Genomic DNA, 356 nt, shown 5'->3' on the forward strand with positions numbered 1-356 from the left:
GGTGACAGCCATGCCGAGATCGCCATCGCGGCGCTGGCGGCGGGCAAGCACGTCCTGTGCGAGAAGCCGCTGGCCAACACCGTGGCCGAGGCCGAGGCCATGGCCGCGGCGGCGAAGGAGGCGGCGGCGCGCGGAGTGCGCAGCATGGTCGCCTTCAACTACCGCCGCGTGCCCGCGGTCGCGCTGGCCCGGCGGTTCGTCGAGGAGGGCAGGCTCGGGGAGATCCGGCACGTGCGGGCGCAGTACCTGCAGGACTGGATCGTCGACCCGGAGTTCCCCCTGGTCTGGCGGCTCCAGAAGGACAAGGCCGGGTCCGGCGCTCTCGGCGACATCGGCGCCCACATCATCGACACCGC

The 356-nt window shown here is 73.0% G+C and carries 1 protein-coding gene; it reads left to right on the forward strand.

Annotated elements, in window-relative coordinates; genetic code table 11:
• Positions 1 to 356: Gfo/Idh/MocA family protein (locus tag FLW16_RS43255; protein ID WP_142566747.1), on the forward strand; the 356-nt coding region annotated here is incomplete at both ends.

This window comes from Microbispora sp. KK1-11, assembly GCF_006874435.1.
GTDB classification, from domain to species: domain Bacteria; phylum Actinomycetota; class Actinomycetes; order Streptosporangiales; family Streptosporangiaceae; genus Microbispora; species Microbispora catharanthi.